25 protein-coding genes are annotated in these 25,005 nt (G+C 68.3%); 18 read left to right on the forward strand and 7 right to left on the reverse strand.

Going from position 1 to position 25,005, the window contains the following annotated elements:
• Positions 1–70: 70 nt before the first annotated feature.
• The 3 genes from GGR04_RS04735 (at position 71) to GGR04_RS04745 (ending at position 2,807) form a co-directional block, all read left to right on the forward strand.
• Positions 71–901: an aldo/keto reductase gene (locus GGR04_RS04735; RefSeq protein ID WP_183198348.1), complete on the forward strand. Its 831-nt coding sequence runs from the start codon at positions 71–73 to the stop codon at positions 899–901.
• An 11-nt stretch (positions 902–912) separates the two neighbouring features.
• Positions 913–1,893, forward strand: a complete 981-nt coding sequence (locus GGR04_RS04740) for an aldo/keto reductase (protein ID WP_183198350.1) — start codon at positions 913–915, stop codon at positions 1,891–1,893.
• A gap of 119 nt (positions 1,894–2,012) precedes the next feature.
• Entirely contained in the window at positions 2,013–2,807 is a 795-nt protein-coding gene (locus tag GGR04_RS04745) for an SDR family NAD(P)-dependent oxidoreductase (protein WP_183198352.1), read from the forward strand.
• A 313-nt stretch (positions 2,808–3,120) separates the two neighbouring features.
• On the opposite strand, the gene GGR04_RS04750 is transcribed toward GGR04_RS04745, so the two are convergent.
• The 3 genes from GGR04_RS04750 to GGR04_RS04760 all read right to left on the reverse strand — a co-directional run bounded on the left by GGR04_RS04750 (position 3,121) and on the right by GGR04_RS04760 (position 4,890).
• Positions 3,121–3,432, reverse strand: coding sequence for a DUF982 domain-containing protein (locus GGR04_RS04750; RefSeq protein WP_183198354.1), 312 nt, complete (start codon positions 3,430–3,432; stop codon positions 3,121–3,123).
• 285 nt (positions 3,433–3,717) lie between these two features.
• On the reverse strand, positions 3,718–3,900 hold the full coding sequence (locus tag GGR04_RS04755) for a hypothetical protein (protein WP_183198356.1): 183 nt from the start codon (positions 3,898–3,900) through the stop codon (positions 3,718–3,720).
• Between the two features lie 84 nt (positions 3,901–3,984).
• Entirely contained in the window at positions 3,985–4,890 is a 906-nt protein-coding gene (locus GGR04_RS04760; RefSeq protein ID WP_183198358.1) for an aldose 1-epimerase family protein, read from the reverse strand.
• A 211-nt stretch (positions 4,891–5,101) separates the two neighbouring features.
• Here GGR04_RS04760 and GGR04_RS04765 point away from each other — a divergent pair, with 211 nt between their 5' ends.
• Positions 5,102–5,347, forward strand: a complete 246-nt coding sequence (locus GGR04_RS04765; protein WP_183198360.1) for a hypothetical protein — start codon at positions 5,102–5,104, stop codon at positions 5,345–5,347.
• 238 nt (positions 5,348–5,585) lie between these two features.
• On the opposite strand, the gene GGR04_RS04770 is transcribed toward GGR04_RS04765, so the two are convergent.
• Positions 5,586–6,500 (reverse strand): glycoside hydrolase family protein, encoded by a 915-nt coding sequence (locus GGR04_RS04770; protein WP_183198362.1) that lies wholly within the window; start codon positions 6,498–6,500, stop codon positions 5,586–5,588.
• Between the two features lie 266 nt (positions 6,501–6,766).
• On the opposite strand from GGR04_RS04770, the gene GGR04_RS04775 reads away from it, so the two are divergent.
• Both GGR04_RS04775 and GGR04_RS04780 read left to right on the forward strand, forming a co-directional pair.
• Positions 6,767–7,627 (forward strand): sensor domain-containing diguanylate cyclase, encoded by an 861-nt coding sequence (locus tag GGR04_RS04775; protein ID WP_183198364.1) that lies wholly within the window; start codon positions 6,767–6,769, stop codon positions 7,625–7,627.
• Between the two features lie 290 nt (positions 7,628–7,917).
• The gene (locus tag GGR04_RS04780) at positions 7,918–9,306 is read left to right on the forward strand and encodes a radical SAM/SPASM domain-containing protein (protein WP_183198366.1); all 1,389 of its coding nucleotides are present in this window, start codon (positions 7,918–7,920) and stop codon (positions 9,304–9,306) included.
• A gap of 180 nt (positions 9,307–9,486) precedes the next feature.
• On the opposite strand, the gene GGR04_RS04785 is transcribed toward GGR04_RS04780, so the two are convergent.
• Positions 9,487–10,548 (reverse strand): siderophore-interacting protein, encoded by a 1,062-nt coding sequence (locus tag GGR04_RS04785; RefSeq protein WP_183198368.1) that lies wholly within the window; start codon positions 10,546–10,548, stop codon positions 9,487–9,489.
• A gap of 149 nt (positions 10,549–10,697) precedes the next feature.
• Between GGR04_RS04785 and GGR04_RS04790 the strand changes: the two genes are divergently transcribed.
• From GGR04_RS04790 to GGR04_RS04815, 6 genes are all read left to right on the forward strand, one after another.
• Entirely contained in the window at positions 10,698–12,860 is a 2,163-nt protein-coding gene (locus GGR04_RS04790) for a TonB-dependent siderophore receptor (protein ID WP_246392668.1), read from the forward strand.
• 20 nt (positions 12,861–12,880) lie between these two features.
• A complete protein-coding gene (locus tag GGR04_RS04795) occupies positions 12,881–13,897 on the forward strand; it encodes an iron-siderophore ABC transporter substrate-binding protein (RefSeq protein WP_183198369.1) in 1,017 nt (338 codons plus the stop codon).
• Complete coding sequence (locus GGR04_RS04800; protein WP_210291619.1) at positions 13,894–14,880, forward strand: FecCD family ABC transporter permease; 987 nt, start codon at positions 13,894–13,896, stop codon at positions 14,878–14,880. The genes GGR04_RS04795 and GGR04_RS04800 overlap by 4 nt, the downstream gene beginning before the upstream one ends.
• On the forward strand, positions 14,877–15,854 hold the full coding sequence (locus GGR04_RS04805; RefSeq protein ID WP_183198371.1) for a FecCD family ABC transporter permease: 978 nt from the start codon (positions 14,877–14,879) through the stop codon (positions 15,852–15,854). Before GGR04_RS04800 ends, GGR04_RS04805 begins: the two co-directional genes overlap by 4 nt.
• Positions 15,851–16,630, forward strand: a complete 780-nt coding sequence (locus tag GGR04_RS04810; protein WP_312857398.1) for an ABC transporter ATP-binding protein — start codon at positions 15,851–15,853, stop codon at positions 16,628–16,630. Before GGR04_RS04805 ends, GGR04_RS04810 begins: the two co-directional genes overlap by 4 nt.
• Before the next feature lie 137 nt (positions 16,631–16,767).
• Positions 16,768–17,217 (forward strand): DUF4126 domain-containing protein, encoded by a 450-nt coding sequence (locus GGR04_RS04815; protein WP_183198373.1) that lies wholly within the window; start codon positions 16,768–16,770, stop codon positions 17,215–17,217.
• Here the strand turns inward: GGR04_RS04815 and GGR04_RS04820 are convergent, their stop codons facing one another.
• Positions 17,218–18,348, reverse strand: a complete 1,131-nt coding sequence (locus GGR04_RS04820) for a GGDEF domain-containing protein (protein ID WP_183198375.1) — start codon at positions 18,346–18,348, stop codon at positions 17,218–17,220.
• 322 nt (positions 18,349–18,670) lie between these two features.
• Between GGR04_RS04820 and GGR04_RS04825 the strand changes: the two genes are divergently transcribed.
• From GGR04_RS04825 to GGR04_RS04850, 6 genes are all read left to right on the forward strand, one after another.
• Positions 18,671–20,026, forward strand: coding sequence for a tyrosine-type recombinase/integrase (locus GGR04_RS04825; protein ID WP_183198377.1), 1,356 nt, complete (start codon positions 18,671–18,673; stop codon positions 20,024–20,026).
• Complete coding sequence (locus tag GGR04_RS04830; RefSeq protein WP_183198379.1) at positions 20,023–20,508, forward strand: hypothetical protein; 486 nt, start codon at positions 20,023–20,025, stop codon at positions 20,506–20,508. Before GGR04_RS04825 ends, GGR04_RS04830 begins: the two co-directional genes overlap by 4 nt.
• 69 nt (positions 20,509–20,577) lie before the next feature.
• Positions 20,578–20,829, forward strand: coding sequence for a helix-turn-helix transcriptional regulator (locus GGR04_RS04835; RefSeq protein ID WP_183198381.1), 252 nt, complete (start codon positions 20,578–20,580; stop codon positions 20,827–20,829).
• Positions 20,826–21,776, forward strand: a complete 951-nt coding sequence (locus GGR04_RS04840; RefSeq protein WP_183198383.1) for a hypothetical protein — start codon at positions 20,826–20,828, stop codon at positions 21,774–21,776. The genes GGR04_RS04835 and GGR04_RS04840 overlap by 4 nt, the downstream gene beginning before the upstream one ends.
• Before the next feature lie 88 nt (positions 21,777–21,864).
• On the forward strand, positions 21,865–24,171 hold the full coding sequence (locus GGR04_RS04845; RefSeq protein ID WP_183198385.1) for an AAA family ATPase: 2,307 nt from the start codon (positions 21,865–21,867) through the stop codon (positions 24,169–24,171).
• Positions 24,168–24,425, forward strand: coding sequence for a hypothetical protein (locus tag GGR04_RS04850; RefSeq protein WP_183198388.1), 258 nt, complete (start codon positions 24,168–24,170; stop codon positions 24,423–24,425). Before GGR04_RS04845 ends, GGR04_RS04850 begins: the two co-directional genes overlap by 4 nt.
• Here GGR04_RS04850 and GGR04_RS04855 read toward each other — a convergent pair.
• Positions 24,392–24,991, reverse strand: a complete 600-nt coding sequence (locus tag GGR04_RS04855; protein ID WP_183198390.1) for a hypothetical protein — start codon at positions 24,989–24,991, stop codon at positions 24,392–24,394. The genes GGR04_RS04850 and GGR04_RS04855 overlap by 34 nt on opposite strands.
• Positions 24,992–25,005: the final 14 nt, after the last annotated feature.

Consider the following 25,005-nt stretch of genomic DNA (forward strand, 5'->3'; position numbering starts at 1 on the left):
ACCAGAGCGCCGTGACATCGGCGGGCCTCGCCCCATCTTCGGTCTCGACGAGACGTGGATACGAACCGCCATGACGACCCAGCCGACGATCCCCTTCAACGACGGACGCGCCATCCCGCAGGTGGGCCTCGGCGTCTGGCAGACGCCCGACGACGGTGCGGTGACCGCCGTCTCCGCTGCCCTGAAGGCGGGCTACCGCCATGTCGACACCGCCGCCGCCTACAAGAACGAGCGCGGCGTCGGCGAGGGACTGCGCCAGGCCGGCGTGCCGCGGGGCGAGGTCTTCGTCACCACCAAGCTGTGGAACGAGGAGCAGGGCTTCGACCGCACGCTGCGCGCCTTCGACGCCAGCCTCGAACAGCTCGGCCTCGACCATGTCGATCTCTACCTCATCCACTGGCCCTCGCCCGCGCGCGATCTCTACGTCGACACCTGGCGTGCCTTCGTCCGGCTGAAGGAAGAGGGCCGCGCCCGTTCGATCGGCGTCTCCAACTTCACCGCCGAGCATCTGGATCGTCTCGCCGACGAGACCGGCGTGACGCCCGCGATCAACCAGATCGAGTTGCATCCGCGCTTCCAGCAGCGCGCGCTGCGCGATGCCCATGCGAAACGCGGCATCGTCACGCAGTCTTGGAGCCCGCTCGGCCAAGGGCAACTGCTCGAAGACCCCGTGGTCGCCGGCATCGCGCAGAAGCACGGGCGCACGCCCGCGCAGGTCGTGATCCGCTGGCACCTCGACAACGGTCTGGTGGTGATCCCGAAATCGGTGACGCCGAGCCGCATCACGGAGAATTTCGACGTGTTCGGCTTCGCACTCGATGCCGACGATCTTGCGGCCATCGCCAGGCTCGACACGGGCGACGGCCGTATCGGGCCCGACCCGATGACCGCGACCTTCTGAGGGGAACCCGCATGGATACCGTGAAGCTCGGCCGCACCGGCCTCGACGTCTCGCGCCTGTGTCTGGGCTGCATGAGCTATGGCGAGCCCGATCGCGGCAACCACGCCTGGACCCTGCCCGAGGCCGAGAGCTGGCCCTTCATCCACAAGGCGCTCGATCTCGGCATCAATTTCTTCGACACGGCCAACGTCTATTCCGACGGCTCCAGCGAGGAGATCGTCGGGCGGGCGCTGAAGGAATTCGGCCGCCGCGACGAACTGGTGGTGGCGACCAAGGTGCACGGGCGCATGCGCCCCGGCCCGAACGGCGGCGGCCTGTCGCGCATGGCGATCCTCGCCGAGATCGACGCCAGCCTGACGCGCCTCGGGATGGACTATGTCGATCTCTACCAGATCCACCGCTTCGACCCGGAGACGCCGATCGAGGAGACGCTGGAGGCGCTGAACGACGTGGTGCGTGCCGGCAAGGCCCGCTACATCGGCGCCTCCTCCATGCATGCCTACCAGTTCGCCAAGGCGCTCTCGATCTCGGAACGCCGGGGCTGGGCGCGCTTTTCGACGATGCAGAACTACGTCAACCTCCTCTACCGCGAGGAGGAGCGCGAGATGCTGCCGCTCTGCCGCGAGGAGGGGATCGGCGTCATTCCCTGGAGCCCGCTCGCGCGCGGTCGCCTGACGCGTGACTGGGACGAGACCACGAACCGCTCGCAGACCGACACGTTCGGCCGCACGCTCTACGCCGACACCGCCGAGGCCGACCGCAAGGTGGTGGAGGCGGTGGCGGCGGTGGCGGCGGCTCGGGGCCTGCCGCGCGCGCAGGTCGCGCTCGCCTGGGTGCTGCAGACCAGCCCCGTCGCCGCGCCGATCGTCGGCGCCACCAAGCCCCACCATCTCGACGACGCGGTGGCGGCGCTCGCAGTGACGCTGACGGCGGACGAGATCGCCACACTCGAAGCGCCCTACGTGCCCCATGCGGTGACCGGCTTTTCCTGACGGTTCCCGCGGGGTCACGCCTTGGTTCGGGCCGGCGCGCCCGAACCCCCTCCTCCTCCCTGAAAGGGGTCCGCTCCGCCGACCCGTCGGGCGCGGCCCATCCCCGTCGGAAACCCATCATGATCATCGACCTCTCGGGCAAGACCGCCCTCGTCACCGGCTCCACCGCCGGCATCGGATTCGCCATCGCGCTGGGACTGGCCAAGGCCGGTGCCGCTACCGTCCTCAACGGCCGTGACGAGGGCCGGACGGATGCAGCCGTCGCCAAGCTCAAGGGGCTCGCGCCCCAGTCGGACGTGCGCGGCGTCGCGGGCGACGTCGGCACGGCGGAGGGCTGCGACGCGATCGTCGCCGCGCTTCCGGCGGTCGACATCCTCGTCAACAATGCCGGCATCTTCGGCCCGCAGGACTTCTTCGAGACGCCCGATGCCGAATGGGAGCGCTTCTTCGCGGTCAACGTGATGTCCGGCGTGCGCCTGTCGCGCGCCTATCTGCCGGGTATGCGGGAGAAGGGCTGGGGCCGCGTGCTCTTCCTGTCTTCGGAGTCGGGTCTCAACATCCCGGCCGACATGATCCACTACGGCGTGACGAAGACCGCCGATCTCGCGCTCTCGCGGGGTCTCGCCAAGCGCATGGCGAGAACGGGCGTGACGGTGAACGCGATCCTCCCCGGTCCGACCCTGTCGGACGGCGTCGCCGAAATGCTGGCGGGCGAAGTCGCGAAATCCGGCCAACCTCTGGAGACGGTCGCGGCCGACTTCGTGAAGGCGCATCGCTCGACCTCGATCATCCAGCGTGCCGCCACCGTCGAGGAGGTCGCCAACCTCTGCGTCTACGTCGCCTCGCCACAGGCGTCCGCCACGACAGGTGCGGCGCTGCGCGTCGATGGCGGCGTGGTCGACACGATCGCCTGACGATCGGTCTCGGGCATCGGCGTGGTGATCACGCCGCATGCCGTTCGGCAGCCGCCTCCGGCTCGTCGGGCGTTGCCACGGCGACTCGGCAAGATCGCATGCGCCACGGCCGGGGCCATATCCGGCATGCCCGCCAAATGCGCTCAACTCGAAACGATGGCTCTGTCCGCTTGCCCCGTTGCGACGGTGCTCGCATCAATCACCGGGAGCCCGTGCTCGGGCGTGTCTCGTGACCAGCCATCGACGACCTTTCCGAACCACGTCGTCCGATCGCGGCCCGGCCATCTTCAGATGCCCGATCCCGACCGGCCGATCAGCGGGCCGAAAGCGGCGCCGGCATCGCCAGAGCGTTGACGGCCATCGCGGCAACCACGCCGCCGAGGTCGGGCGCGAGGATGCCGGCCCGCTCGGCAAAGGCGGCGAAGCGCTCACGGGCCGCCTCGGCGTCGCCTTCGCCGGCCAGCGCGCGCTCGCAAGCGAGAAGCGCCTGCCCGTGCGCCACGCCGCGGCTGCGCGGCGACCAGTCCTGCAGCAGGGAATAGGCCTGCGACACCGTCTCGATCTCCCGGCCGACATTCAGCCCGACATAGATCCCGACGGGATTCACGAAGGTGTTCGCGCTCATATCCAACCCTTTCACGAGAGCCGGTCGCGATCTCGCGTCGGCATGAAACCGAATTTGGAGCGGGAATTCGGCTTTCAAGCGGATCGGTAAGGCGGCCAAATGTTTCAATCGGTTCGCAACCGGGTCGGCCGTCAACCGATGGACGCGGCGTTCTCGTGAACAAGAAAAAGCCCGCTCGGGGGAGGACCGAGCGGGCGAGTCTAAAGCATCAATCTGGGAGGAAACGATGCTAGGACTGTATGCCATGCTGCACCGCCGAAGGCGATGGCCAATTCTGCATAGGAGCTATGCAGGATCGGGCAAACGGCCTTCCGGCCTGCCGTCGGTCGAGCGCTTCGCGCGGTCGATCTCGTCGTCCATCGCGGGATCGTCCGCCTGCTCGTCGGCGACGAGGTCCGGCTTTTCATCGCAGTGGCGAATCTCCTCGATGTCGGGCGTGATCGGGCTGATGCCGGGAATGCTGCTCACGAAGACCTCCTGCGCGCTCGGTGAAATCGCAGGAAGAAGGCTTCGCCCGTCGTCATGGTTCCTCTCCCCCACGCCGACCGAGGCTCAACCCGCGGGCAGCCGCACCCGCCAGAGGAACGCGGCGCTCGCGCCCGGCGCCAGATGCACGAGACCGGGCTTCTCGGTGAAGGGGCCGTCCCAGCCGCGCGGGCTCGCCATGCCGCGCCAGGGCTCGATGCACAGAAAGTCGGCGCCCGTCGGCTTCGACCAGACGCCGAGATCGCCGTAGCCCTCGAACGCGAAATCGAGCGCCGCCACCGATTCGCCGTCCTCACCGAGCGCCTCGTAGCGTAGCGAGCGGCTGGCGAGGGCCGGCATCACCAGCGCGTCGTCGGCGAACAGCGCGGGGTCGAGCGGCAGCACGCGCCCCTCGAACGGCAGGGGCGCGGGATCGCCGAGCAGGCCCTCGACGACCGGGCGCCGGGAACCCCGCTCCGGCCTCTCGAAGACGATGCGGTGCCGCGTCTTCGGCGTGCCGGGTTCGAGCGGCCAGCGAAAGGCCGGGTGGGCGCCGATCGAGAAGGGCAGCACCGCCTCGCCGGGATTGGCGATCGTGGCGCTCACCGTCAGCGTTCCCGGCGCCTCCACCGTGTAGGTCATCTCCAGCCGAAACGGGAAGGGATAGAGCGTGCGCGTCGCCGCGTCGTCCTCCAGCCGCAGCACGGCGCGCGCCGGCGACCGCTCCACCCACTCGAACCGGCGGTCGCGGGCGAATCCGTGCTGGGTCAGCCGGTAATCCTGGCCCTCATGGTGCAGCCGGTCGCCGGCGAGGCGCCCGACGATCGGGAAGAGCACGGGCGCGTGGCGAGGCCATTCGGGGCCGGCCTGCCAGAGGAACTCCTCGTCCGCGCCGTTGCGCAGGCCGACGAGTTCGGCGCCCTCCGTCGAGATCGTCGCCGAGATACCCTCCGCTTCGATGCGGTGGGCTTCGATGTGATGAGCGTCCGTCATGCCTCGTCCCTTCGTCGCCGCCGGCTCGAACCGTTCGCCCGGCGCGCTCGCCGGCTCGGGAACCGGACGTTCCGACCCTTCTCGCGACCACCGCGACGAGACGGTTTGACAGATCCCGCCGCATTCGCGAAGTCGCGGCGCCGGCGATGCGTCATGGCCGGAACTCTCTCGGCCGCCCGACCTTCTCCCTCCATCACGAAGGAGGCGACCCATGTCGAACATCGAGAACCCGGAACTCGATCAGGCCAAGACCGGCGGCGGCATCGGCGACATCAGCCGGCAGCCGCTCGATCCCTCGTCCGAGAACGCCGGCAACGCCGATCCGGTCATCGAGCCGGACGGCGATGAGGACGATGCGCAGCCCTCGGACGGCGGTCTCGCGGTGGACGACGAACCGGCGCCGTCCGGCGAAGACCCGGACGACGAGGCCGACGAGACGCTGGGCACGATCGTCTGAGCTCCGATCTCGGTGCGGGGCGGCCGCGTGCCGATCCCGCACCGCAGGTCTGAACCGCACCGAGCGGGATCGACGCCGAGGCACCATCGCGGCGGCAAAACGGCATGGCTGTCATGCATCGCCAGGCCTGCCTCGGGTCAGCCTCTCGTGACATAAAGCTTCTGCATCGTTTCCTCCCAGATTGATGCTTGAGACTTGCCCGCTCGGTCCTCCCCCGAGCGGGCTTTTTCGTGTCGGCTCAGCCCGCCAGAGCGTAGTCGAACGACAGCTGCTTGCCGGTGCGCCGGCCGTGCCCGAGGGCGGACGCCAGGGTCTCGTCGATCGACAGATCGCCGCGGATCAGGCCATGCGACCAGCGTTGGCGCGACCGGGGCCGGTTCCACGGCGGGCAATCGACGATCGGGTACCAGCAGACTCCGACGATGTCGGCGCCCTTCGAGCGGGCGGTCTCGACTTCGGCGAGGACGTGGCGAAGCCAGTCCCTCTTGTTCCAGCCGGGATATCGACGAGCCTGTTCGCGGTGGCCGTCGTGCCAGCTCGTCTCCGCGACGAGGACGGGCAGCCGGTAGCGCCGGGCCGTCTTCAGCAGCACCTTCGACAGCGTCGTCCGCGCCGTATGCGGGTAGTAGTTGACGCCGATCAGATCGACGCCGCCGCGGGCGACCAGCGCGTCCGTGGCCTCGAACTGGCGCTCGCCGATCCCCGTCAGCGGATCGGTCGTCAGCACGCGAACGTCCGGGTGATGATCGCGGGCGACCTCGATCATCGTCCAGGCCAGCCCGACCGCATCGTCGCGGCTCGTTCCGGCCAGGGCCGGGTAGAGGGAGGGCTCGTTGACGGGACAGATCCACAACGGCCGGTCCCGACGGGCCGCGAGGGCGACGCCGCGTGCATGCCCGACCGGGTCGTGCGGCGGGTCGAAATGGTTGAGGTCCCAGATCACGTCCGCCCGAACGGTCTCCGCGCTGCGCAGGCGTGCCGCCGCGTCGTGCCGCCACGGGAGGCCGTCGCGCACCCGTGTCAGCCCGTGGGCCGCGGCGATCGCGTAATGTTCGACCATCCGATCGGCCGGCATGTGCCGCGTCGTCACGAGGAGATCGTGCCCGTTCCAGCCGAGCCGTCCGCATTCGAAACCTGCGAGGAGTGGGATCATTCCGCCTTATTGCCGCGGACGCTGCAGGGAACAAGAGGCGAACGGCTGCACCCCGCAGATCGAGCGAACCTCTCTCGCCGGGCCCCGAAGCGACGACGCTCGCGCATCTCGGGGATCGTCGTCTCGCGGCGGCAGGTCACGGCAGGCGCGCCTTGCCGCAGCGATCGGGCGCCGGACATCCGATCCGCCTCCAGACAGACCGCTCCTTAACCGATGGTTGACGCCCTTCCCCTACGACATGGCCAGCGTTCAAGGGGGGATGACCGGTGCTTTCGATCGACATCAGCGTGCTCGCCGTACCGTCCTTCGTGATCGACGTGGGCCCGGGCGGATCGCTGACGATCGCCGCGATGAACCGACCGTCGGAAGTCGCGACGGGTCTTTCGGCGACGACGACGGTCGGGCGATCTCCGGCCCAATGCCTGCCGGCGCCGATTGCCGCCTCGCTCGAAGCCCGATACCGGCGATGCATCGAGGCCAAGACCCTTCAGGAATACGACGAGACCTTCGACCAGTCGGCGCCGCAGCGGTGGTGGCGCACGACGCTGACGCCCGTCCTCGATCCGAGGACCGGTGCCGTCGCTCACATCGTCGGCGTCAGCGTCGAGATCACCGAGCGCAAATGCGACGAGGATCGGCTGCGCATCCTGGCGCTGACCGACGGGCTGACGGCACTCGCCAACCGCCGAGGCTTCGAGCGCGCGTTCGCGGACGCGACGTCCCGTCCCCATGACCCGCGCAAGGGGGTCGGCCTCGTCCTCATCGATCTCGACGGCTTCAAGGCGATCAACGACACGTTCGGGCACCGGCGGGGCGACGACGTGCTTCGGCTCGTCGGCCTGCTCCTCGCGCGCTCGGCCGGGCGCCCGCAGAGCGTCGCGCGCATCGGCGGCGACGAGTTCGCGCTCCTGACGTCGTCGTCGAGCGAAGCCGAACTCGCGCGATCCGTCGCCGCCCTGCGCCGGTTCCTCGATCGCCATCTCGCCGACCTCCACGTCTCCACCGGCTTCGGCGCCAGCGTCGGGGCAGCCCTCTGGTCGCGCGGCCAGGCCTTCGAGGACCTCCTCGCCTCGGCGGATGCGGCGATGTATCGCCAGAAGGCGTCGCGCAAGGCGGTGGCAGCCTGAACCGTGCCGGCCCCACGCGGCTCATACGGGAGCGGCAATGCTCGGCGGCTCCAAGTGGATGGCGAGGCTCAGCGAAAGGCCGGACTCCTCAAGCCGACGGCACGAGACGGACGCGACGCCTCCCCCGTCGTCCAGCCCGGGCATGCGCATAGCGCCGCGCCAGCTTCGGCTTATACGGGCTACGCGCAGGAGTGGTGAAGGGGTGCGGAATGGGTGCAAAGCCGGCTGAGGGTATCGTTCGTGGCGCGCCTCTCATCGAGATCTTCCAGGCGGATCGACCGGATCTCTCCATGGTCGCTCCGCTCGTCGGGACGTACGGGGGAACGCGCCCTTCCCCGTTGACGATCGCGCTCTTCGAGCTCGGCACGGATGCAGACCCGGACGTCTTGCCCGATCTGGAGCATGCCACGCCGCTGGCGCGCGCGACGCGAGAGGGCGACACGCTGCTCGACAACATGCCGTTGACCCTGTCGTTCCCGCCCATCGCCGACTCGGCCGGACGCCTCTTCGCCATCCAGGTTTCGTCCGCCGACGAGGCCGTGGGGGCGCCGACGGTCTGGTTGAGCGACGCGGACGAGCGGACGGCCGGGCATCGGCGGTGTTTCGTCGGAACTGAGCCGCAGGGTGCCTTCGGCGCCCATGCGCAGATCGGCTACGCGCCGAAGCTGTCTCGCGATCCGGTTCCGCGTCATCTCCTCTACAGCCCCATCACGCAATGCAATCTGAACTGCGTCCATTGCATCTCGCGCGACACGCGCAAGACCGTCTCCCGGCTGGCGGACGGCATCAAGAACGAGATCGCCGCCTGGGCCGGCAAGGGCTGGATCCGCTCGATCACCACCGACTACAGCGGCGACATCCTGTGGGCGGAAGCCCGGTACGGCGGTGAACTCGACTTCCTCTTCGCCCTCGACGTCCCGCTTTCCATCGATACCAACGGCGCCTACCTTACGCCGGAGGTCAGCCGGCGGCTCATGGACTCGCGCCTGACGACGCTGAACGTCTCGCTCGATACGCCCGACCCCGAGACCTACAAGTGGATCCGCAAGGGTGCCCCGCCCCTTCCCGCCGTCATCGAGAACGTGCGCGCGCTCATAGCGGCGCGCGACGAGGCCGGAGCCCGGGGCCGTGTTCGCCTGTCGCTCAGCTTCACGATCATGCGGAGCACGCTCGACCAGTGGGACGACTTCATTCGGCTGGCGGCCGATCTCGGCATCGAGGTCGTGTGGTCGCGCCACCTGGAAGTCTACACCGGCGATCTCGACGCCCAGTCCCTCTGGCACGATCAGGCCCGGCACAACGCGGCGCAGGCCAAGGCCCAAGCGCTCGCCGCCGACCTCGGCGTGCAGTTGTTCATGCAAGGTCCGTTCGAGACCGTCGCGGCAGCGCCGGGCAAGCGTTGGTGCGACGCCCCGTGGACATCGGCGGTGATCCTCGGCAATGGCGACGTGCAGGTCTGCTGCATGCCCAAGACGAAGATCGGCAATCTGAACGAGACGCCGATGGAGGAACTCTGGGCCGGTCCGCGCTACCAGGCGTTTCGCGGCGCGGTCAACTCGGTGGCGCCGCCGACGGTCTGCCAGGTCTGCCCGATGTTCCGGCAACCGAACAACGAGGACAGCTATTTCCCCTATCGCCGGCTGGCCGATGCGAAGGCGCCCGTGGAATGGGCACTGTAGAGCACTTCCAATGAAAGCCGAGCAGCTTTCACGTCCGGACAATGCGGCAAACGAGGAACTCGTGTCGGCGAGATCGGCGGTGCCGTGACAGGTTCTCTCGATGCTCGATGTCGCGGCAGGCGTGAGCGGATTCGTCGAAGCCGAGAACGCCAGCGAGAGAGACGAGCCGTTGCGCCCCGACTAGCCGCCGGGCCGACCGCGGCGCCAGTAGGCGACGGCGAGGTGTCGGTCGCGGGCCCAGCCCAGCTCGCTTCGAAGATGGCGGCGGATTGCCTTGAAGTCCGCGAACTCGCAACCGGACCAGACGAACGGGTCGGCGCCGACGGCCGGCCAGTCGATGGCGCGCAGGGCGCGGGGAAGAGCGCCGAACGTGCCGGGCTCGGCGCCGAGCCGATGGTGGAAGCGAAGGTCCAGCCCCGCGCGGGAGGTCAGTTCGATCTCGTCCTGAGGTCCGTCCACCTCGGCGATCACGGTGGCGCGGGCGCCTGCCGGCAGCGTTTCGAGGATGCGCGCGATGGCCGGCAGGGCCGTGTCGTCGCCGAGGAAGACGAAGTTGGTCCCGGCCGGCACCTCGCCGCCTCCCGGCCCGGTGATGCCGACCCGGTCGCCCGGCCGAGCGTTGAGAGCGAAGTCGGAGCCCGGCGTCGCCTCGCCGGAATGCACGACGATGTCGATGTCGAGTTCGCCCGCGGCGGGATCGACCCGCCGGATCGTGTAGACGCGCCGCGTCAACGCGTCCTCGCCCGCGGGCCAGACGGGAAGCCCGCTCTCGCCCATCACCGGCCAGACGGGCTCGCGCCCCGCCGGCGGAAAGATCAGGTAGACGTGATGGCCGCCCACGGCGAAATGCCCGAGGTTCTCGCCGCGCATCCGCACGCGGCGCATGTGCGGCGTCAGCGCCAGGGTGTCGAGAACCTCGAGCTCCCGGAACCAGGGCAGCGCGCTTCCCGCCGGCAGGCCGTCGCCGCGCCAGGCGATGTCGAGCGGTTCGCCCTCGTGGAATTCGGCGAGATGCTCGGCGATGCCGATCTTGAGATAGTCGAGATGGATCGGATCGTGCGAGGCGACCTCGACGTGCAGCGCGTCGTCGTGGAGCATGAGGCTTGCGGTTCCGTGCTCGAACGTCACCCGCCCGCGGCCGGGCTCGGAAACGACCTCGCCATGCTCGGCGAAATGCTCGCACAGGAGGCCCAGGAGCCGCTCGGCCCCTCGCACGGAAATGGTGGACTGCGCCTGGAGCATGGGGAGCCTTTTGCCTGCCGTCGGGTCGATCGCGTCATTCCCACAACACCCGGCGAGAGACACGCTACGGCTGCCATAGGATTGTTGACGAATCCGATCAAGTTTGAGACGAGGCCAAGGCGTTCGCTGCGTTTCGAAAGGCCCCGATCATGCTGTCCTCTACCACCGACCGGCTGCGGCTCGTGCGCTCCCTGCTTCTCGGCGGCTCCTGTCTCATGGCGGCCGCGCCGGCGCTGGCGCAGGATACGGTCGTCCTCGACACGGTGACGGTGGACGGCGCCGGCGGCTCGTCCGACCCCGGCACCGGCGAAGGCGGCGGCATCAGGTCGGAAGGGTATGTCGGCCGCGAGGCCCGTGTCGGCACCAAGACCGACACCGATCTGCGCAAGGTTCCGCAGGCGGTCGCGGTGGTGACGCGCCAGGAGCTGGAGGACCGCAACGTCCAGACGCTGGTCGAGGCGGCGCGCTACACGTCGGGCGTTCGCGCCGGGGCCTTCGGCTTCGATCCGGCCTTCGACACGCTGTTCGTGCGCGGCTTCAACGTCGCCAACACCGGCTATTACCGCGACGGTCTGCGCTCGCTCGGCGGCTCCTTCGCCGTCTTCCGCAACGAGCCCTACGGGCTCGAGGGCGTGTCGATCCTCAAGGGGCCGAGTTCGGTGCTCTACGGTTCGTCCGCGCCCGGCGGCATCGTCAATCTCGTCACCAAGCGCCCGACCGACGCGCCGTTCCGCGAGGTCGTCGGCCAGATCGGTACCGACAGCCACTATCAGGCGAATTTCGACGCCTCCGGTCCGCTGGCGGGCAACGACAACGTCCTCTACCGCATCACCGGGATCAAGCGCTCAGCCGACACCGAGTTCGTCGCGGCGCGCGACGACCGCACTTATATCGCCCCCGCCTTCACGCTGCGCTCGGACGACCGCAACACCCAGATCACCGTTCTCGGCGAATACACCGATACGAAGTCGGGCGGCGGGCGCGGCTTCTTCACGACGCCGGATGCGCGCATCACCGACATCGAGCAGGGCGATCCGCGCTTCCGCGACCTCGACCAGGAACAGGGCCGCGTCGGCTACGAGTTCGAGCACCGCTTCGACGAGCATGTGACGGTGCGCCAGAACGTGCGCTACCAGTCGATCGACACCGACATGCGCTTCACCTCGGTGCTTGGGATCAATCCCGACGGCATCTCGGCCAGTCGCAGCGCCGGCGAGATTCTCGACGAGGCCCGGGGCATCGCCGTCGACAACCAGATTCAGGGCAATTTCGACACCGGGGCGGTGGCCCACACGCTGCTCGGCGGCCTCGACTACACCTATTTCGACGGCCAGTATCGCTACGGCGGCACCACCGCGCCCGACCTGAACCTCATCACGCGCAATTACGGGCGCCAGCCGATTCCCGGCCCGACCTCGCACTCGATCGTCAACACCACGACGCATCAGCAGCAGATCGGTCTCTATCTGCAGGATCAGGCCGAGATCGAGCGTTTCGTGCTGACGGTCGGCGGGCGCTACGATTGGCTCGACACCGACACGCTGAACAACAACGACGCCTCCGCCAGCGTGCGCGCAGAGGACCGCAACTTCTCCGGCCGCGTCGGGCTCTCGTATCTCTTCGACAACGGCATCACGCCCTATGCCAACTACTCGACCTCCTTCGCCCCGACGGTCGGCACCGCCTTCGGCGGCACGCCGTTCGACCCGACGGAGGGAGAGCAGGTCGAGGTCGGCGTGAAATACGCGCCGGATTGGATCGGTCTGACGATCGACGCCGCGCTCTTCCGGATCGACCAGAACAACCTTCTCGTCACCGATCCCGTGAACACTGCCGGCTTCTTCCAGGTGCAGACGGGCGCGGTGCGCTCGCAGGGCTTCGAGTTCCAGGCCAACGCCTCGCTGACGGAGGGGCTCAGCCTCGTCGCCGCCTATTCCTATACCGACCTGTCCTTCACCGACGGCGACAATGTCGGCAATCAGGTGGCGGGCATTCCCGAGCATCAGGTGTCGCTCTGGGCCAATTACGAGGTGCAGTCGGGCGCAGCGGAAGGCCTCGGGATCGGCGTCGGCAGCCGCTTCCTCGGTCGCACCGCGGCCGACGACGCCAACACGCGCGAGAACGACGGCCGCATCCTGATCGATGCCGCGCTGTCCTACGAATTCGGCGCGGTGAACCCCAAGCTCGAGGGCGTGCGCGCGCAGATCAACGCCAACAACCTCTTCGACAACCGGGCCTCGCTCTGCAACAACGGCTACTGCTACCGCGAACAGGGGCGCGACGTGATCGGCTCCCTGCGGTTCCGGTTCTGACGCGGATGGGGTCCGGCACGATGAGGGGGCGCCTTGTGGCCCCGACGCGGCGCGGCGTCCTGACGGCGCTCGGGGGCGGCCTGTTCGCGGCCTGCCTCGGCGCGGGCCCGGCGCGCGCCGAGGGCGAGATCCGCATCACCCACGCCTTCGGCGAGACGGTGCTTCCCGGCGCCGCGCGGCGGGTCGTCTCGCTCGGCTTCACCACGCAGGACACGCTTCTGGCGCTTGGCGTCGTTCCGCTCGCCGTGCGCGGCTGGTTCGGCGACCAACCCCACTCGGTCTGGCCCTGGGCGCAGCCCCTCCTCGGCGGCGCCGAGCCGCAGGTGATCTTGGGCGAGGTGGCGATGGAGACCGTCGCCGCGCTGCGGCCCGATCTCGTCGTCGCCATCGGCTCGGGCGTCTCGGAGGCCGAATATGCAGTCCTGTCACAGATCGCGCCGACCCTGATGCACGACGCCCGCCATTCCGGCTACGGCACGCCCTGGGACGAGATGACCCGGACGATCGCACGGGCCGTCGGCCGCGAGGCGCTCGGCGAGGAGCGGATCGCGAGCACAAGCGGGGCGTTTGCAGAGGCGCGGGCCCGCCATCCCGAATGGGCGGCGCGCACGGGCGTCGCGGCCTATCATTTCGGGGGCGACACCGGCGCCTTCGCCAGCGGCGACACGCGCGGCCGCTTCCTCGCCGAGCTCGGCTTCCGCTCGCCCGCGACCATCGAGACGCTCGCCGCCGGCAATTTCTTCGCCGCGCTCTCGCCCGAGGATCTCGCGCCGCTCGACGTCGATCTTCTCGTCTGGGTGTCCTCGCAGGACGCCGTTCCCGATCTCGCGGCGCTGCCGATGCGCAAGCTCCTGACGGCGCATCGCGAGGGGCGCGAGGTGATGGCGGGATCGCTCGTCGCCGCTGCCATGTCCTTTGGCAGCGTCCTCTCGCTGCCCTTCGCCCTTCGCGAACTGGAGGCCGACATCGCGGCGGCTCTCGACGGTACGCCCGCGACGCCGGTCGCCTCGGCCGTTCGGGCCGGCCTCGCGCCTTGAAGGGGGCGATCGCCGCCGCGCTCCTCCTCGCCGCGGCGATGCTCCTGTCGCTCTGCGTCGGCGTGCGCCCGGCGACGCCGCTCGACCTCTGGTGCGCCTTCGCCGCGTTCGACCCCACGGACCCCCTTCACACCGCGATCCGGCTGATCCGCTGGCCCCGGCTCTGCGCCGGGCTCATTGCCGGCGCGGGGCTGGGCATGGCCGGTTCGGTGATGCAGAGCCTGACGCGCAACCCGTTGGCCGATCCCGGGCTCCTTGGCGTCGGGGCGGGCGCCGCGCTTTCGGTGGTCGCCGGCTCGCTCCTCTTCCTGCGGGCCGACAGCGGTTTCCTGTCGCTTCTCGCCTTTCCGGGCGCGGCAATCGCCTCGGTCGCGGTCTTCGCGCTCGGCGGGGGCTTGCGCGGCGACGTCGGCCCGGTGCGGCTCGTGCTGGCGGGGGCCGCCCTCAACGCGTTGCTGCTCTCGGTCGTCTCGGCCGTGGTGCTGACGCGCTCGGACTCGCTCGAGATCTTCCGCTTCTGGGTCAACGGCTCGCTCGCGCAGGCCGGCGAGCGCCCGCTCGGGCCCATGGCGCTCGTCGCGCTCTGCGGCGCGGCGCTCGCCTTCGCGGCCGCGCCGCGGCTGGAGACGCTGGCGCTCGGAAACGCGCTCGCTCGGGGCTTGGGAACGCGCGTTCTCTCCGTTCAGGCAACGGCGCTCGCGGTGGTGACGCTGACGACCGGCGCGGCCGTCGCCGTGGCGGGGCCGATCGCCTTTCTCGGCCTCATGGTGCCCCCGATCGCCCGGCGCCTCGCCGGCCATTCGCTGCGCGGCGAGCTCGCCGTCTCCGCGCTGGTCGGAGGCGGCATCCTCCTCGTCGCCGACACGGCCGGTCGCTTGGTGATCGCGCCGGCGGAGGTGCGCGTCGGGCTGATGACGGCGCTGGTCGGCGGCCCGGTCTTCGTCCTCATCGCGCGCCGCCTGCGCATGGGGCCGCAGACGTGAGAGGGGCCGTCCCGCTCGCCGTGCTCCTCGTCGTCGCGACGCTCCTGTCGCTGGCGGTGGGCGAGGTCGTGCTCGGGCCGCAAGTGCTGTGGCAGGGGCTCTGGAGCGGCGAGGGGCCGGGCGCGCTGACGATCCGCGTCCTCCGGGGGCCGCGCCTCGCCACCGCGCTCGGCGCCGGCGCGGTGCTCGGCCTGTCCGGCGCGATCCTCCAGACCCTCCTGCGCAACCCGCTCGCCGCCCCCGACATTCTCGGCTTCAACGCCGGCGCGGGCCTCGCGGTGGTGGCGGCGATCGCCGCGGGCGCCACCCTGCCGCTTCCGCTCGCGGCGGCCGCGGGCGGCGTCGCCGCAGCGCTTCTCGTGGCCGCGCTGGCGCATCGCCCCGGCCAGCCCGGCTCGACGCTGACGCTGGTGCTCGTCGGGCTCGGCGTCGGCTTCACCGTCGCCGCCGTCGCCTCCTACCTGTCTCTGACCCTGCCGACGAACCAGGCGAGCGAGGCGCAGCGCTGGGTGTCGGGCTCGCTCGCCGCGCGCAACTGGGGCCATGCCGCGCAGGTCTGGTCTCTTGGCGCGGCACTCACGCTGCTTCTGGCGCTCCAGGTTCCCGCCCTGACGCTCCTCGAACTCGGCCGCGACCTCGCCGCCGGGCTTGGTCTCCATGTCGACCGGGCGCGCTGGGGCCTGATGGGAACGGCGGTGCTCCTGGCGGCGACGGGCGTCGCCGTGGCCGGACCCGTCGCCTTCGTGGCGCTGATGGCGATGCCGCTCGGCGTCCGGCTGACGGGCGCGCGCGGCGCCGCCGGCCGCCTCGCCTCCGCCGCCGGGGCCGGGTCGCTGGTGATGGTGCTCGCCGACCTCGCGGCGCGCGCCGCGCTGCCCGGCGTGCAACTGCCGGTCGGCGTCACCGCCGGACTCCTCGGCGCGCCCTACCTTCTCTGGCGGCTGTCGCGCGAAATGGAAAAGGGCGAATTGTGAGCGACCTGACCCTGCGCGCCGAGCGCCTGACGCTCGGCTATCGCGACCGCCGCGTTCTACAGGACCTGACGCTGACCCTGCCGCCGGGCCAGGTGACGACGATCCTCGGGCCCAACGGCTGCGGCAAGTCCACGCTGCTGCGAGCGCTCGCGCGCCTTCTCGCGCCGCTCGCCGGCCGCGTCACGCTCGGCGGCGAGGACGTTCGCACGCAGAACACCCGCGCGCTCGCGCGCCGGCTCGCCATCCTGCCGCAGGCGCCGCTCGCGCCGGACGGCATCACCGTCGGCGAACTCGTCCGGCGCGGCCGCGCACCCTGGCGCGGCGTCCTCGCGGCCTGGAACGCGGCCGACGAGAGGGCCTGCGCCCGCGCGCTCGATGCCGTCGCCATGACGGCGCTCGCGGACCGCCCGCTCGGCGAACTCTCGGGCGGCCAGCGCCAGCGCGCCTGGATCGCCCTCGTGCTGGCGCAGGACACGCCCGTGCTGCTTCTCGACGAGCCGACGACCTGGCTCGACCTGCCGCACCAGATCGAGGTGCTGCGCCTGCTGCGTCGTCGCAACCGGGAGGCGGGCACCACCATCGTCTGCGTGCTCCATGACCTCAACCTCGCCGCGCGCTTTTCGGACCATCTGGTGCTGCTTGGCCCCGACGGCGTCGTCGCGGAAGGGCCGCCGGACGCGGTCGTGACCGAAGCCCACCTCGCCAGCGCCTTCTCGCTGGCGGCGCGCGTCCTGCGCGATCCCGTGTCGGATACGCCGATGGTGGTGCCTCTGTAGAACCCAAGCCCCGTCGCTCGCAGTGGCGTGCGCTCCGCTTGCGGACGGCGAGCGGCGAAGGTCGGGCACGGCGACGGATACGATCGGGCGGTGCCAGCGTTCAGCACCCGACGCCCCGTCCAACGTTCGAGGTTCCCATGCTCGCCTCCTTCCTGATCGGCCTCGTGGCCGGTCAACGCGCGATGACACCGCTCTCGGTTCTCGCGGGCGCGGCCCGCCGCGGCGAGCTACCGGCCGGCGCGCCCCTCGCCGGCCTTCTGGCGAACCCGCTGATCGCGGCGGGCGCCGTCGCCCTCGCCGCCGGCGAGATGGCGGGCGACAAGATGCCCTCCGCCCCCGATCGCACCGTCGCGATCGGACTGCTCGCCCGCAGCGTCACGGCCGGCTTCGCGGGCGCCGTGCTCGCGCCCGCCGATCGCCGTCCCGCCGGCGCGGCCCTTGCGGTCGCGGCGGCCGTCGGCTCGTCGTTCATCGGCCTTGCCCTGCGCCGCCCGGCGATGGATCGCTACGGCCAGGCGACCACCGGCTTCGTCGAAGACGCCATCGTGCTGGCGCTCGCGCAGGCCGTCGTCGCGCAGCGGACCTGATCAGGCGGCCAACGCTCCCTTGATCTGGTCGCGTCCGCAGCGTTTAGCCTCATAGAGGTTGGCATCCGCCCGCTGGACCAGATCCTGCAGGGTCTCGGCGGGGCGCAGGCCCGTCGCCAGCCCGAAGCTGGCCGCCTGACGGCCCTCGATGCCGGTCGGCGTCCAGTCATGGGCCGCCATGGCCGAGCGCAGCGCCGCCGCGACCGATCGCGCGCCGTCGGCGGTCTGGTTCGGCAGGTAGAGGACGAACTCCTCGCCGCCGACGCGGGCGGCAACGCCTTGCGGCGGCAGCACGGCCCGGATCAGCCTGGCGAAGGCGACCAGAACCCGGTCGCCCGCCTCGTGCCCCCAGGTGTCGTTGACGCGCTTGAAATGGTCGAGATCGCAGCTGACGACGCTGACCCGGCCGTTCGCGGACGGCGTCGCGGCCTCCGCCTCCAGCCCCCGGCGGTTGAGCAGCCCGGTGAGCGGATCGGTCTCCGCATCCAGCCGGTAGCGTACGAGCATGTCGGTCGTGACGGCGACCAGCGCCAGCAAAGCGAAGGTAAACCCCGTCAGCATGGCGCTTGCCTGCATCAGGTAGCCGTAGTCGGTGGCGAGGAACGACGAAAAGGTGGCGCCGAACGCGGTCAGGGGAATGCTCGCCGTGCGCATGAGATTGTCGAGAACGGTGACCCAGCTCACCGCGATCATCGCGCGGTCGATCCAGGCCCGGGGCCAAGCCGGCACGAGGACGAGCGCCAGCGCGAGTTGGCCCGCACAGGTGACGTCAGACGCCAGAAGCTCCGCCTGCAGGCTTTGCAGGACGAGCACGCCCGACACCGGAGCCGCGATCGACAGGGCGAGCAGCACGATCCGAGCCCGCCGCAGCGGCGGCCCGCCATATCGGAGACGAATCGCGTCGGCATAATGAAAGAAGGAAACGGCGAACAGGACGTCGGCCGCAACGGCGATCCCCTCGATCGGAACGACGGGCTCGAGTGCGGGAACCGCGAAGGCGCCGGCTGTCAGGCAGAACCCGATTCCCCACGCCCGGGCTTCACGGGCACCTCCCGCGCGGTGAGCCGCCAGAAAAAGCACGCCGAAGCCCATCTGGATGAGGGGAATTGTCCAGGCGAAGCCATCGCCCATTCGCTACGCCTCCCGGTGCCGTGGACGATCCACGGGGGTGCGACGAGCGTATCAGCCCACAGGTTGCCGAAGCGTTGAGCCGCCACCACCGAACGTTGACGGGCCGCTCATGCGACGCTCGTCCGAGCCGGACGACATACACGCGACATTCGCGAGCCGCCCCTGACACCAAGCCGGACACCTGACGAGGGGTATTTTGCAAGATGCTGTAATGGCTGGGGAAAATGGTGCTGCGAGCGGGGATTGAACCCGCGACCTCTCCATTACCAAAATTATCAAGACAGGGTTACAGGGGGTTACAGAGCGATACAAGACGGACAGATTGTCCGTTAAATATCAGCCTCTTGTACGGTACGAGGGGTTACTGGTAGGTATGGACGGTGACAAAAACCGTGCTGCCCATGTGCTGCCCACTGGAGACCCGACCTTGTTCAAAGTGCGTATCACGGACGCTGTCGTCCGCAATACGACCCTGCCCGAAGGCAAGTCAGACATCGTCGTTTGGGACACTGACGTGACGGGCTTCGGGCTTCGGGTCCGGCCTGCCGGAAAGTCCTGGATCCTGGCCTACCGCCCGGCTGGCAGTGGCAGGGCCGGAACGTTCAAGCGAATGAAGCTCGGAACGCCGGCAACCGTGAAGACGGCGACCGAGGCGCGCAATCTCGCGCGAGCCGCACTCGGCCAAATCGCCCGTGGCGACGATCCGCTGGCGGCCCGCAAGGAGGCGCGCGAGGCGGACAGAGCCAAGCTCTCCGATTTGATCGACAGATATGAGGCGGATCTGATCCGGCGGAAATACGTCGGCGCCGAGCTGCACACCCGAAACCTGCGCACCAAGATGAAGCATCTCCTGGCTCGAGACGTCCGAACCATCATGGGCGCCGAATATGCACGCGTGATCGAGAAGCTGGAGGAGGCCGGCAAGGCGGGCGCTGCGAAAGACTTTCGCGCCCGCTGCCGCGCGTTCTTGAGTTGGTGCGTGACGAAGGCGCAGGCCATCCCCACGAACCCGCTGGCCGGACACAGGAAGGAACGGGCGACGCGGGCGGACCGGGTCGCCAAGGCCGAGCACGGCCGCGCGCTGACGGACGCCGAGTTGGCCCGCCTCTGGCTGGCGATGGACCCTGCGACCGTCAACGGCCGGCTAGTGAGGTTTTGGATCCTGACCGGCTGCCGGCGTGGAGAGGGCGCGGGTCTGACGCGCGCCATGATTGATCGAAAGGCCGGACTGATCCGGCTGCCGGCCGCATTCGTGAAGCAGGGCCGAGGTCATGACGTGCCCATCGCTCCGGCGCTGGCACGGCTCCTAGATGAATGTCCAGTCGATGCGCGGTCGGATCTCGTGTTCGCCGCCCCGCGGACCGGCGGGGTGATCTCGGGGTGGACGCAGATCGGCGCGCGGGCAAACAAGGCGGCCGGCGTGTCTTTCGGCATCCACGATTTGCGCAGGACGTTCAGGACCGGTCTGTCGCGGCTGGCGGTCGACACGGAAGTTGCCGAGCGGGCGATCGGCCACGCTCGAGCCGAGCTCTTGCAAATCTACGACAAGGACGGCGCGGAGGATCGCTTGCGGGATGCTTTTGAAAGATGGGCCGCGCATGTCGAGAAGATCGTCGCGGCCGAAGAGGCGCGACGGGCGGCTGACGTCGTTGCGAAGGGTGAGGGTGTGTTCGGATGAGTGAAAAGGCCGCGTTTGGGGACATTGTTGCCGACTACATCAAACCTCAGGATCCCGACGTCGTGATCGCATCGACTGAGGAAGACATCGAGCAGATCCTGGTCTCGCTCGCTAACGCGCATGGCTTGCATGCGGGCGATATGCTCGACGATTATCGCCGAGGAGGTCCGTTGGCGCAGCTCCTACGTAGAATTTGCAATGTGACGGCAGACGAGCGGAGCAAATATTGGACGGCGGTTGATTTGGTCGATCAACTTCGGAGCGAGGGCCTTACGCTGAAAGCAGCAAGTCAGATAGCGGCTGAACGTATTTCCGCTCCTGACGCGGCTGGACGCGTGACGCGAAATGCTACCGCAGGTTCGATCGAACAGTATGCCAAGGAGGCATCTGGTTTGAGAAAAACTAACGCCTTAGTGTCGCTCTTCATGCCGGAAGGCTGGCGTCCTCCTAGGAGACCCAAGGGTAACTCCGGTCGCGATTAAGTTACCTATATACGGGCGTACGGGACGCTCATGTTCACTTTGTCGACTGACAAAGAGGACACTGTGAACATGAGCGATACCCGCCCCAACATTTTCTCACGCTTGGCGAAGGCCGGCGTTCCCGACATCTCAACTTTGCCGGACGAAGCGCTTCTTTCCCGTCGGCAGCTCGCAGGCCTAACTGGCTATACCGAGCAGGCACTCCGGAAGTGGACCAAGCAGGGCCGAGGGCCCAAGACGGTCTATTTGGAAGGTCGACCCCGAACGACCGTTAAGGCCTATCGCGAATGGGTCGCCGGCGCGCAGCAGGTGTCGGCATGAACGCCCGTTCTGAAAGCCCGACACCGGTCCTGGACGCGCTCGAGAACCACGCTGGCGGCCCATTGGACGGCTTTTACGGCGGTACCTTCGGCCGCTTCCTGGCCGACGCCGCAACGCTTCCGATCGTGACGCTGCATCATGATCATTTCGCCTACGGCGATCATGACGACGCGTTCCCCGACATTGATGTCTTACTTCACCAAAAGCCGGTCTGGATCGAGTGCACGACCGGCATCGTAGGCGGCCTTGGTCCGACCAAGGACGGTTCCGTACCCCACCGTTCGACGGGTATTCTCATCGAGCCGTACGGGCACAGCCGCAGGAGCCGCGAGGATCCCTGGTGCAGATCCCTACTCAGCGCGCGTTTCTGCCTAGCCGGCGGCGGACAGCCAATCCTCCTACATGATCGGGTGATCATCGAACCATCGCAGCACGGTCGAGCATTCTGGAAGCCCGACGATGAAGGCCCGACCGATCCGTTGGCTACGGGCCTCGCAGATCACGAACGCGTTCGGTTCGGTCTGGTGCCAGCCGGCGAAGCGTCATCGTCGCAGCTACTGCAGATGGCCTGCGAAGTCGTTATGCTCGAAGGGCGCTACTTCAGGGGTATCCCGACGCCGCAGGTGCAATCCGCCTTCAACAAGTTTCCTCGGTACGCAGCAGCATCCGACGAGGGCGTGGAAGGCCTTCGCCGCGGCCTAATGGCGAGCTGCGTCGAGCGATGGGATCCGTTTGAAGACGCTGATCTGGACGAGGAGCTAGCTCACCTTCAGCGCTGGGCAAACAATGTGCTCCAGCTCGGTCCGGTAATTGCGCTCCAGGCCTTGGCTGAAATCAGCCGATCCGGGAACGACGAATATCCCATGTTGAAGACGGTTCCGCTTCCAAAGCCATACGCCAGAGGTCGAAGAGCGTTCCAGATCATCGACACTAGTGTCCGCCTCTGAGCGGCACGCATGCCAACAACACACGACCCTGAAACAGAAACGGCGCCGGGCGGGTTCGAGCCGCCGGCGCCGCAGAAAGGCATGTGCGATGAGCACTTTAGCGCAGAGTGACCCGTCAGGGAAGCCTTCATCCTCGGTCCCGTTCGGTGACTACCTCGCCAGCGAAACCAACATCTCGTCGCCGGCTGATCCCTTTCAGCACTTCTGGCAACTCGGGTATCGGACGCTGCTGCCGATCATTCCCCCGACCGCCGAACTGCACGAACGCAGCGCCTTCGCCCGCAACCTCGCGCGAGGGCGAGATGATCGCGGCAAGGTGCCAGGCATTCGCGGTCGCGACGGCAAATGGTTTGGCCTGAAGGACTGGCAGACGCGTTCGACGACGGAAGAGGAGCTCGCCGACTGGTCGCAGATGGGGGCCGGTGTTGGATTGGCTGACGACGGTGGTCTCGTCCTCGTCGACATCGACGCCCGCGACGAGGCCACCGCCGATGCGATCGAACAGGACGCGCTCGCGATCTTGGGCCCTGCGCCGTTGCGGGTTGGAGATCGGCCGAAACGCGCGCTCGTCTATCAGAGCGAGACGACGGCCACCTTTCAGGTCGTTACCTTCGAAGGCTCGAAAGGCGAGGACCGCGTCGAGATCCTGGCTAAACCAAAGCAGATGGTCATCCACGGCATTCACCGGAAGACCGGACGGCCGTACGAGTGGACCCGTCCCCTGACAGCTCGTTCCGAACTAACGAAAGTCACGCCCGAGCAGGTCACACAGTTTCTGGAGGAGGTGCGGTCGAAGCTGCCGCGCGCGCGTCGTCATGATGCTGGAGCGGTATCCGATCGCTCCAACGTCGACCAAAGGGGCCTCAAGGGCGACATCGAACGCGTCCGCAAGGCCGTCGCGTCGCTTCCCAATACGCGCGACCTCTTCCCCCACTACAGTGACATGATCCGCGTCGGCGAGGCGATACACGGCGCGACAGTCGACGATCCCGCGGCTGGCGCCGAGATTTTTGACGCGTGGTGCAGCCGTTGGGAAGGCGGCGATTACGATCCGGACCTGACCGACGCACGATGGTCGACGTTTAAGAGCCCGCATTCGGTTGGTGCCGATTACCTCGCGAACTTGGCCGTGAAGCATTCCGGCGGTGTCTTCACCGACGCCGAGCGGTGGTTCGACGTAGAAGCCGGCAAGACCGCCGCGACCGAGAACGAGAAGGCGGCGAGTGCCGCGGCGGCCCGGTTCGCCTTCGAGGACTTCGACGATCTCGCTGCCGACGCGACGGGACAGACGGCCTCGCCGCTCGTCAAAGGCCTCCTCGACCAAGGCGCCATGTCGGTCCTCTACGGCGAGAGCAACAGCGGCAAGACCTTCGTCATGTTGGATCTGGCGTTCCATGTCGCGACCGGCCGACCCTGGTCGGGATTGAAGACGACCCCCATGCTCGTCGTCTATGTCGCCGCGGAAGGCGGACGCGGCTTCGCCAAGCGCGTGGCCGCCCTCAAGAGCCGTTACGGCTGCGTTTCCGCGGTCGATCTCAAGGTGTTGCGCTCGCAAGTCGACCTGCTGCGAGCCGAGGCCGACCTGAAGCCGCTGATCGCAGCGCTGAGAGGTTTGGGCCGGCCGATCGGCTTCCTCGTCATCGACACGCTCTCGCGCGCCATGGCAGGCGGCGACGAGAACTCGTCGGTCGATATGGGCGCGACGGTCAAGCATCTCGACGCGCTTCGCGCAGCGACGGGAGCCCATCTCGCGGTCGTCCACCATTCCGGCAAGAACCCTGCGAAGGGTGCGCGCGGCCACTCCCTCTTGCGGGCGGCCACCGACACCGAGATCGAGATCGCCGACGGCGAGATCATCGTCACGAAGCAGCGCGACCTCGAGCGAAGCTTCCGCAAGTCCTTCGTCCTCGATGGCGTTACGCTTGGCGTCGATGACGATGGCGACCCTGTGACATCCGCCACCGTCCGCGTCCTGGATCGGCCCGACGATGATCAGGCCCAGGCGCCGACGGCCGAAGAGATCGAACGTCGCGAGCGAGTGGCGAGGGCTGCTTGCCGGGCCATGAAAGGCCAGACGACGGCGAAGCTCGCCGGGCTTGTTTCCGCTCTCACGGTCGAGCTGAAACGGGAGCGGGTCGTCAGCGGAGCGTCGCTGCCGACAGTGCGAGCGCTTCTTGTCGCTGCCCTCGGCGACGGGGTCGAAGTCGAATGTAACGGACAAGTTGTCCGAATGGAGATCCGACAGGACGGTTCGGGTCCGAAAGCTCCATGGCTGATCGTCGCTTCCAGAGTGCCAAGGGAAACGAAAATCAGCATCGACGAGAGCAGTTCGGACAATCTGTCTGGTGAGTTTTCGGCCGATGAAAGGCTTAAAAGCAGCGGGGTCTTTGCATGACTTACATCGTTGATAATAAAGAGTTTTTTGGAACAAAAAATCCGATGAAAGCGATGAAAGCTGGCCTTTCACTTTTTTCAGAAAAATTCATCAACGAAATCAACGATGTAAGCTTGAAAGCTTTGAAAGCCCCTACGGGGAGCTGCCGCCGCTTTCATCGGCGGGCGGCAGTTCCCGGATCGCGTTGGGGTCGGACGGAAGCAAGGCCAAACGCGATACCTCACGAGAGCCGTTTCAGAAAGCTGGGCTCGTGAGCACCGGCGGGCAGAAAAACCGAACGGATGGTCGGTCGACGGCAGAGGCGAAGGCTCGAGCCCGCGAGATCATCAAAGATTTTAACCGGCGCCGGCACCTCGCGCCGACATGCGGGGCCACCTGTCGGACGACCGGCGAACCCTGCCAGAATTTGGCGATGTCGAACGGCCGGTGTCGGCTCCATGGTGGCGCGACGACGAAGGCCGCAGGATGGCATCGCCCGCGCTGGCCCGATGGAACGGCACACGATGCCGTCGATCGAGCCGACCGGAAAACGGCGGACCTTCAGAAGCGAGCCCGCAAGCAGAAGCAGCGGGTCGCGCAAATGTCGCCTGAGGAGCGAACCGCACACAAGGCTTGGCAGGTCGCCCATGCGCCTGGCAACCCCGCAGAGCGCGCCCGGCGTCGCGCTGAGCGAAAGGCCGCGGCGGACGCGCGCCGGCTCCTGACAGGCAGAGGAGAGCCGAAACCCGTCAATGCCGAGCAGCGGGCCCTCCTCGACGCCGTCGCGGCCGGCGAGGCGCGTTTGACCGAGCTGCGGCATGAGGCCGAGCTTGCCGAGCATTGGGGTAAAGGGGT

It is taken from the genome of Aureimonas pseudogalii (genome assembly GCF_014196835.1).
Taxonomy (GTDB): Bacteria; Pseudomonadota; Alphaproteobacteria; order Rhizobiales; family Rhizobiaceae; genus Aureimonas; species Aureimonas pseudogalii.

What these genes read in the sequence shown, in the direction of transcription:
- GGR04_RS04735 (WP_183198348.1), top strand. Translation starts at nt 71, where the DNA reads ATGACGACCCAGCCGACGATCCCCTTCAACGACGGACGCGCCATCCCG.
- GGR04_RS04840 (WP_183198383.1), top strand. Translation starts at nt 20,826, where the DNA reads ATGAACGCCCGTTCTGAAAGCCCGACACCGGTCCTGGACGCGCTCGAG.
- GGR04_RS04835 (WP_183198381.1), top strand. Translation starts at nt 20,578, where the DNA reads ATGAGCGATACCCGCCCCAACATTTTCTCACGCTTGGCGAAGGCCGGC.
- GGR04_RS04830 (WP_183198379.1), top strand. Translation starts at nt 20,023, where the DNA reads ATGAGTGAAAAGGCCGCGTTTGGGGACATTGTTGCCGACTACATCAAA.
- GGR04_RS04770 (WP_183198362.1), bottom strand. Translation starts at nt 6,500, where the DNA reads ATGATCCCACTCCTCGCAGGTTTCGAATGCGGACGGCTCGGCTGGAAC.
- GGR04_RS04740 (WP_183198350.1), top strand. Translation starts at nt 913, where the DNA reads ATGGATACCGTGAAGCTCGGCCGCACCGGCCTCGACGTCTCGCGCCTG.
- GGR04_RS04780 (WP_183198366.1), top strand. Translation starts at nt 7,918, where the DNA reads ATGGTCGCTCCGCTCGTCGGGACGTACGGGGGAACGCGCCCTTCCCCG.
- GGR04_RS04760 (WP_183198358.1), bottom strand. Translation starts at nt 4,890, where the DNA reads ATGACGGACGCTCATCACATCGAAGCCCACCGCATCGAAGCGGAGGGT.
- GGR04_RS04850 (WP_183198388.1), top strand. Translation starts at nt 24,168, where the DNA reads ATGACTTACATCGTTGATAATAAAGAGTTTTTTGGAACAAAAAATCCG.
- GGR04_RS04845 (WP_183198385.1), top strand. Translation starts at nt 21,865, where the DNA reads ATGAGCACTTTAGCGCAGAGTGACCCGTCAGGGAAGCCTTCATCCTCG.
- GGR04_RS04815 (WP_183198373.1), top strand. Translation starts at nt 16,768, where the DNA reads ATGCTCGCCTCCTTCCTGATCGGCCTCGTGGCCGGTCAACGCGCGATG.
- GGR04_RS04765 (WP_183198360.1), top strand. Translation starts at nt 5,102, where the DNA reads ATGTCGAACATCGAGAACCCGGAACTCGATCAGGCCAAGACCGGCGGC.
- GGR04_RS04745 (WP_183198352.1), top strand. Translation starts at nt 2,013, where the DNA reads ATGATCATCGACCTCTCGGGCAAGACCGCCCTCGTCACCGGCTCCACC.
- GGR04_RS04785 (WP_183198368.1), bottom strand. Translation starts at nt 10,548, where the DNA reads ATGCTCCAGGCGCAGTCCACCATTTCCGTGCGAGGGGCCGAGCGGCTC.
- GGR04_RS04750 (WP_183198354.1), bottom strand. Translation starts at nt 3,432, where the DNA reads ATGAGCGCGAACACCTTCGTGAATCCCGTCGGGATCTATGTCGGGCTG.
- GGR04_RS04820 (WP_183198375.1), bottom strand. Translation starts at nt 18,348, where the DNA reads ATGGGCGATGGCTTCGCCTGGACAATTCCCCTCATCCAGATGGGCTTC.
- GGR04_RS04795 (WP_183198369.1), top strand. Translation starts at nt 12,881, where the DNA reads ATGAGGGGGCGCCTTGTGGCCCCGACGCGGCGCGGCGTCCTGACGGCG.
- GGR04_RS04855 (WP_183198390.1), bottom strand. Translation starts at nt 24,991, where the DNA reads ATGCTCGGCAAGCTCGGCCTCATGCCGCAGCTCGGTCAAACGCGCCTC.
- GGR04_RS04790 (WP_246392668.1), top strand. Translation starts at nt 10,698, where the DNA reads ATGCTGTCCTCTACCACCGACCGGCTGCGGCTCGTGCGCTCCCTGCTT.